The organism is Bacteroides intestinalis, assembly GCF_003464595.1.
GTDB lineage: Bacteria > Bacteroidota > Bacteroidia > Bacteroidales > Bacteroidaceae > Bacteroides > Bacteroides intestinalis_A.
The window spans coordinates 1-835 of the sequence record NZ_QRZF01000065.1 but is presented as its reverse complement, the minus strand read 5'-3'; the positions used below and the strand labels follow the sequence as shown (position 1 = coordinate 835).

At 39.2% G+C, this 835-nt stretch carries 1 protein-coding gene; it reads right to left on the bottom strand.

Features of this window, described 5'->3' with window-relative positions:
- Positions 1 to 55 precede the first annotated feature (55 nt).
- Positions 56 to 805 (bottom strand): DUF4241 domain-containing protein, encoded by a 750-nt coding sequence (locus DWW10_RS25845; protein WP_004327342.1) that lies wholly within the window; start codon positions 803 to 805, stop codon positions 56 to 58.
- Positions 806 to 835 lie beyond the last annotated feature (30 nt).

Sequence of the window (835 nt, the reverse complement as noted above, 5' to 3'; positions counted from 1 at the left end):
TAATGGGTTGTAAATAGCAACTGTTAGGGTTGCTTATTTATTTGTTATCCGCACATTAATTCTCTTCATCATTGCCATAGGCTAATTCTATATCAATAAACTGAATTACCAACTGACATATTTCGCCGCCTTCGTCTATGCCCCAATAAACCGGATACGTACCATCTCCGAACCCTGATTGAAAAATGGGAATATGATACTCCGTCCCCGGCACTTGCCAATTTAACCAGTCTCCGCCTGCACGTTGATATTCTGGATGGAGATAATAGTTTTCTTTGAATAATGCAGCAAAATATCCATCATAAGGATTATCATCGGGATTATCTTTGCGCCATTGTTCATCCCAGTCGCAATAAATACGGTGGATAATTTCATCACATACACATCCTAAACCAGCATCTACACAAAATCCAAAGTAATCACCCTCTTCCAATGTTTCAAGGTTTTCATTCCCAACTAATGCTTCATAGAATCGAACAGCCCGCTTTTCATTGAAGCGCAAACGTACTGCGGCATAACGGTCGCAATCCTCGTCGTCAGATTTGATTACACAAATTTCCGTTTCATATTTACCCGCAGGAGCGTTCTGAAAATATGGACGTTCGTTTCTGTTTGGGAGATATACCAATGGATCTCGTACCAAAAGATTTCCACTCGGCAAATCGCAAGAACCGATATTAATCGTCGTTAACGATTTTCCTGCAATTTCTTCTTGCTCAAAATAAGTATTGAGGTCAACAGGGCAGACGGTTTTTTCTTTTACCGATTCCCATTTTTTCATCCAGTTGTTTTCTAATTCTTTCATATTCCTTTTTGATTTTTAGTTGCGGATAAT

Bases quoted from the DNA above. Each gene is read 5' to 3' on its own strand.
- DWW10_RS25845 (WP_004327342.1), bottom strand. From the start codon at position 805: ATGAAAGAATTAGAAAACAACTGGATGAAAAAATGGGAATCGGTAAAA.